Raw genomic sequence first — 5856 nt, 5'->3', positions numbered from 1 at the left:
GGAAGTATTCGGGCCGATCCTGCATGTGGTGCGCTACCGCGCGGGCGAATTTGACCGCGTGCTGCAATCGATCGAACGCAGCGGCTACGGGCTGACGCTCGGCATTCATTCGCGCATCGACGACACCATCGAGGCCGTGATTGACCGGCTTCCGATCGGCAACGTCTATGTCAACCGCAACATGATCGGCGCCGTGGTCGGCGTGCAGCCGTTCGGCGGCCACGGATTATCGGGCACCGGCCCCAAGGCCGGCGGCCCGCATTATCTGGCGCGCTTTGCCACCGAACAGACCGTGACGATCAATACGGCCGCCGCCGGCGGCAATGCCGCGCTGCTGTCGGACAGCGATTGAAAGTCAGCTGAACTCCTCACCCTCCCCTGGAGGGGGAGGGTAAGAAAGTGCCGTTGCATCTCGCCTGCAACATCTGTCAAATGCCGGATGATCCTGAGCGGTCACAGCGATTATTCCAGCGCACGGACAAAACCAACAACCATCACGGGAGCGACCTCGCCATGGACGACGGCATCTTCGAAGGCCTCAAGGTCCTGGACTGCGCGAGTTTCATCGCAGCACCCGCGGCCGCTACCGTGCTGTCGGATTTCGGCGCCGAAGTGATCAAGATCGAGCCGCCCGGATCGGGCGATCCCTATCGCAACCTGCCGAACTTGCCGGGCTATCCTGCCAGCACCCACAATTTCGCCTGGCTGCTGGAGTCCCGCAACAAGCGCAGCCTGGCGCTCGATCTCTCCAAGCCGGAAGGCCAGGCGGTGCTGCATCGGCTCGCGGCCGAGGCCGACGTCTTTATCACGAATTTTCCGCCGGCCGTGCGCGCCCGGCTCGGGCTGACTTACGCCACGCTTAGCCCCCTCAACGAACGCCTGATCTATGCGTCATTCACCGGCTACGGTGAAAAAGGCGACGAGGCCAACAAGCCCGGCTTCGACAGCAACGCCTATTGGGCGCGTTCGGGCCTGATGGATCTGGTGCGCGCCGACGAGAACACCACGCCGGCGCGCTCGATCGCCGGCATGGGCGACCACCCCTGCGCGATGGCTTTCTACGGCGCGATCGTGACCGCGCTCTACAAGCGCGAGCACACCGGCAAGGGATCGCATGTCAGCTCCAACCTGATGGCCAACGGCGTCTGGGCGGCTTCCGTGCTGGCGCAGGCCAAACTATGCGGCGCGAAATTTTCCGCGCGGCGTCCGCGCGAACGCGCGCTGAACGCGGTGACCAACCACTACCAATGCAAGGACGGGCGCTGGCTGATCCTGTCGCTGCTCAACGAGGAGCGGCAATGGCCGACGCTGGCGCGCTGCCTCGGCCGCGAGGATCTCGTGACCGACCCCCGCTTTGCCACCAAACCCGACCGCCACGCGCGCTCGCTGGAGCTGATCAAATTGTTCGACGAGATTTTTGCCGGCAAGAATCTCGCCGAGTGGCGCAAGATCCTCGACGGTAACGGTCTGGTGTTCGGCGTGATCGGCATCCTCGACGACATCCCGAACGACCGGCAGATGATCGAGAACGATGTGCTGGTGCCCTATGACGGCGGCACCATGCTGACGGTCAACAGCCCGATCTGGGTCGACGGCAGCCCGAAAGTAAAACCGCGGCGCGCGCCTGAAATCGGCGAGCACAGCGACGAGATTCTGCGGCAGGCCGGCTACGACGAGGCCGCTATCCGGCAGTTGCGGGCGTCGGGCGCGGTGGCTTGAGCGGGCAAGGCGCAAGAGCCGAACTTCTCCCTCTCCCCGCTCTTTCGCGGGGAGAGGGCTGGGGTGAGGGGCTGTCTCGGCGAGCGCGACTCGCGGAGAGTCCCCCTCACCCGGATTGCATTTCATGCAATCCGACCTCTCCCCGCAAGCGGGGAGAGGTGGGAAAAAACTGTGCCGGCCTTGGGTCAGTCACCTCAAAGTCATCAAACTCTAGTTGTTGTGGAGAAGCACCCAGCCGACGGCGGCGAGCCCGATGACGACGGCGACCGCGATCGCCCAGGTGCTGACGCGGATGTCGCCGGTGGTTTGCCGTTCGGCTTCGTTCTCGGCGATTTCACGATTCCGCTCTTTGTTCTCGCTATCGCTCATCGCCTGCCTCCCCGTGCCAGAAGGTCGATCTGCCGCCCGCGTAACCTAGCCTAGACGCCTGCCGTCGTCGATGGACGCAAGCCGGCCCCGAGCGATGCCGGTGCATCGAGAGCGTCCCTGCCGCTGCCGCCCATCCCGGCGAGCCGGCTCAGGCAGAATGTGGCCAGCGCCGCGCAGAGCGCCGCACCCGCTGCCGCCATGAAGACATCTGCCGTGCTCCATTTCATGGTCATCAGCGCGCCCCCGACCAGGGGCCCGACGATCGAGCCGACCCGCCCGATCCCGAGCGCCCAGCCGACGCCCGATGACCTGACCGAGGTCGGATAGTACGCCGCAGCCAATGCATTGGCGGCGATCTGGCCGCCGACGACGCAGAAGCCCGAGGCGAAGATGGCTAGGGTGACCAAGGCGGTGGAATGACCGAGCTGACCGATCGCGCCGACGGCGAACACGGCGATGAAATACACCAGCGCCAGCGCGCGGAACGAGAAGCGGTCGATGATACTGCCGAGCGCAAAGGTGCCGACCACGCCGCCGACTTGCAGCATCGATCCGATGACAGCGGCTTCCGAGACCGAGGCGCCGAGGTCGTTCAAAACCGTAGGCAGCCAGTTCGCCAGGAAATAGATGTCGAGCAGGCTCATGAAGAACACCACCCACAACAGCAGCGTCACCAGGGTGCGGCCCTCCCGGAACAGGTGCAGCACCGGAATCCCCGCCAGATGCGGCTCGTGCACGACGAATTGCGTTGCCGGCGCAAATGCTGCCTTCGGATTGATCGCGGAGAGCAACTCGGCGACGCGCGCATTGGCGCGTCCGGTCAGCGCGAGGAACCGCACCGATTCCGGCAGCCGCAGCGCCAGGATCGGAACCAGCAGCAGCGGCGCAAGGCCGCCGACGACGAATACCGAACGCCAGCCGAAATGCGGAATCAGCACCGCGGCGAGCAGGCCGCCGAGCGCCGCGCCGACCGAGAAGCCGCAGAACATGATCATCACCATGGTGGCGCGGCGGCGGCGCGGATTGAACTCCGACGTGGTGGCAATCGCATTCGGCATCGCGCCGCCAAGCCCGAGCCCGGTCAGAAAACGAATCGCGAGCAGCGCGTTGACGTCCTGGACCAAAGCGGTGACGAGCGCGCCGATGCCGAATGCCAGCGTGGAGAGGACGATGATCTTCTTGCGGCCGATACGGTCAGCCAGCGGTCCGAACAGCAGCGCGCCGATCATCAATCCGAACAGGCCGGCGGAGAACACCGGGCCGAGCGCGCCCTTGGTCAGTCCCCATTCCTTGGCCAGGACGGGCGCGACATAGCCGATCGCCTGGGTGTCGAAGCCATCGAGGAACAACACGGCCGCGCAGGTTGCGAGCAGTTTGAGCTGAAAGGAGCCGACCGGCTGCTGGTCGATGAAATCGGCGACGTCGATCTGCGGTGCACCGCCAACTGGAACTTGAGAATTCGTCATCATGGTCTTCCCCCTCTTATCGTCATTGCGAGGAGCGAAAGCGACGAAGCAATCCATTCTTTCTTGTTGTTGTGAAATGAATTGCTTCGCTGCGCTCGCAATGACGGCCTCAATAGCAAGGCGGCACGGTACTCCGCTTCACCGCGTCCGCAATGCTTCCTTCGAATAGCCGGCGATCTTCTTGTAGCCTTCCGACAATGCCAGCAGCTCATCGCGGCTGATGACGTCGCCGATCGCGGCGAACGGCCTGTCCCTGGTGCGCTGGAACACCTCGCGCAGGATCGCGTCGGGCGGATTGGTGCGGTTGGTCAGGACGATGCGCGTGGTCGCCTCAAGCCGCTGTTTCTCGTAAACGGCGAGCGCGGCAACCGGATCGTCGTTTTCAGTTAGCGCCGAGACCAGCGCGCGCGCATCCAGGATCGCCTGCCCGGCGCCATTGGAGCCGCGCGGCACCATCGGGTGGGCGGCGTCGCCAAGTAGCGTCACCCGGCCAAAGCTCCAGCGCGGCAGCGGATCCTGATCGACCATCGGAAATTCCAGCACGCTGTCGGCGGCATGGATGAAGGCGGGAACATCGAGCCAGTCGAAGTGCCAGTCGGCGAACGCGCCGATGAAATCCCCGATCGAGCCCGGCCGGTTCCAGTCGCGCTTGCGATAGACAGGTGTTTCGATTTCGGCGACCCAGTTGATAAGCTGCAGCCCGTCCGCGCCGGCGGGGCGGATCGGATAGATCACCATCTTGCCGTGCGACAGCCAGCCCGCCCGCACCATGCTGGCGCCGGACAATATCGGTTGCCACCGCGTCACGCCGCGCCACATGTTGACGCCGGAATAGCGCGGCTCGCCCTCTTCGGGAAAAAACTGCTTGCGGACGGCGGAATTGATGCCGTCGCAGGCGATCGCGACGCGGCCGCGAATGGTGCTGCCGGCAGCGCCGCCCGGTCCGTCGGAGAAATGGACGCTGACGCCGGTCTCGTCCTGTTCGACGCCGGTGCAATGATGATCGGTGACCAGCCGGTCGTGCCCTGCGCGCGCGCGGAAGGCATCGAGCAAGACCATCTGCAGATCGCCGCGATGGATCGAGAATTGCGGATGCTCATAGCCCGCCGCGCGTCCCAGCGGCTCCTGATAGATCAGCTGACCGAAACGATTGAAGAAGGTCGCGTCCCTGGTCGCAATCGCGACCTTCGCCAGATCAGCCTCGAGTCCAAGCGCGGCGAGTTCCTTGGTGGCATGGGGAAGCAGGTTGATGCCGACGCCGACCGCTTTGATCTCGGCCGCCGACTCGAAAATCCAGCAGGGGATTCCGGCGGCATGCAGCGCAAGCCCGAGCGTCAATCCGCCAATGCCGGCGCCGACGATGATGACGTCGTCCATGTTCTCTCCCGGCATTTTTTATCAGGCGATTGCGGCGATGAAACACGATTGGTCAGCCCACTGTCAATCTGGCCGAACGGGCCGTTGCAGGCGCTATTTGACAAAGCACATCCCGATTCGCGACGCGCCGCCTTGCGGCTGGCACGCCAGCCCCTCGGCGCAGCTCCATGACTTGAAGCTTTTGTCCTCGTCGGCGGCGTTGGCATGCCGGACATAGCAATGCGCGCCCCAGCCGTCTCCATATTCGGTTCCGGCGAGTTCCGAACTGCCGCGCAATTGCGGCCGGCTGGAAAAGCCGCGCGAGTAATCCGGGCGTTTGCCGTCGCGCAACGCGGTCAGGATATCGCGGCGCCGGACCTGGTCGCCGAAGAAATGCGGCGATGCCGGCACCACGGTCGAATTGTCGGGCTTGGCCGCCATCCAGTCGACGCCGGGGAAGTGAAAGCCGCCGATGCCGCGGGTTTGATGGCAGCCCGCGCAGGTCATATCGTTGAGCCGGCGCTCGAAGCCCGCGACCGAGCGGATATTTTGCAAATTGATGCCGTCCTCCGCGGCCTTCTTCAGGGCCGCGACGACATCATTGTCGGAGAATAGAGGCCCAGCCTTTGCGTCATCGCCTTGCACGAGGCCGAAGGCCGGCTGCAGGCTCGAGTTTGAAAAGCCGACCGGGGTGGGCGCGATCGCGCCAGTAGCGAGAAATTTTTCGGGGATCAGGACGGTGCCGCGATCAAGCTCGCTGAAATGGGCGGGATCGAGCAGCCACGCCTTGAACTCGCGCCCGAGCTCTGCATCCTTCAAAAGGCGGTCGCGATCGATCTGGTTTTCCAGCGGCGATTCGTCGAACGTCCCCGACTTCGCATTGTAGTCGAACACCTTCAGCAGATAGTCGGTGCGAAAATCGCGGACCGCCGATTTCGGCGCGTGC

The 5856-nt window shown here is 64.4% G+C and carries 5 protein-coding genes and 1 pseudogene; 2 read left to right on the top strand and 4 right to left on the bottom strand.

Annotated elements, in window-relative coordinates; all coding sequences use genetic code 11:
• On the top strand, positions 1-352 hold a 352-nt coding region (locus VK804_RS30275; RefSeq protein ID WP_325751958.1), incomplete at its 5' end, for an aldehyde dehydrogenase family protein.
• A 161-nt stretch (positions 353-513) separates the two neighbouring features.
• Positions 514-1719: a CoA transferase gene (locus VK804_RS30270; protein ID WP_325751957.1), complete on the top strand. Its 1206-nt coding sequence runs from the start codon at positions 514-516 to the stop codon at positions 1717-1719.
• A 210-nt stretch (positions 1720-1929) separates the two neighbouring features.
• Here the strand turns inward: VK804_RS30270 and VK804_RS30265 are convergent, their stop codons facing one another.
• The 4 genes and pseudogenes from VK804_RS30265 to VK804_RS30250 form a co-directional block, all read right to left on the bottom strand.
• Complete coding sequence (locus VK804_RS30265) at positions 1930-2088, bottom strand: hypothetical protein (protein WP_325751956.1); 159 nt, start codon at positions 2086-2088, stop codon at positions 1930-1932.
• Between the two features lie 50 nt (positions 2089-2138).
• Entirely contained in the window at positions 2139-3554 is a 1416-nt protein-coding gene (locus tag VK804_RS30260; protein ID WP_325751955.1) for an MFS transporter, read from the bottom strand.
• A gap of 138 nt (positions 3555-3692) precedes the next feature.
• Positions 3693-4931 (bottom strand): flavin-dependent oxidoreductase, encoded by a 1239-nt coding sequence (locus VK804_RS30255; protein ID WP_325751954.1) that lies wholly within the window; start codon positions 4929-4931, stop codon positions 3693-3695.
• Positions 4932-5024: 93 nt separating this feature from the next.
• Positions 5025-5856 (bottom strand): annotated as a pseudogene (locus VK804_RS30250) (hypothetical protein); the annotation flags it as partial.

It is taken from the genome of Bradyrhizobium sp. (assembly GCF_035484855.1).
In the GTDB taxonomy this organism is placed as follows: Bacteria; Pseudomonadota; Alphaproteobacteria; order Rhizobiales; family Xanthobacteraceae; genus Bradyrhizobium.
The sequence above is the reverse complement of the archived record's forward strand: the minus strand, read 5'-3'. Positions and strand labels throughout refer to the sequence as shown.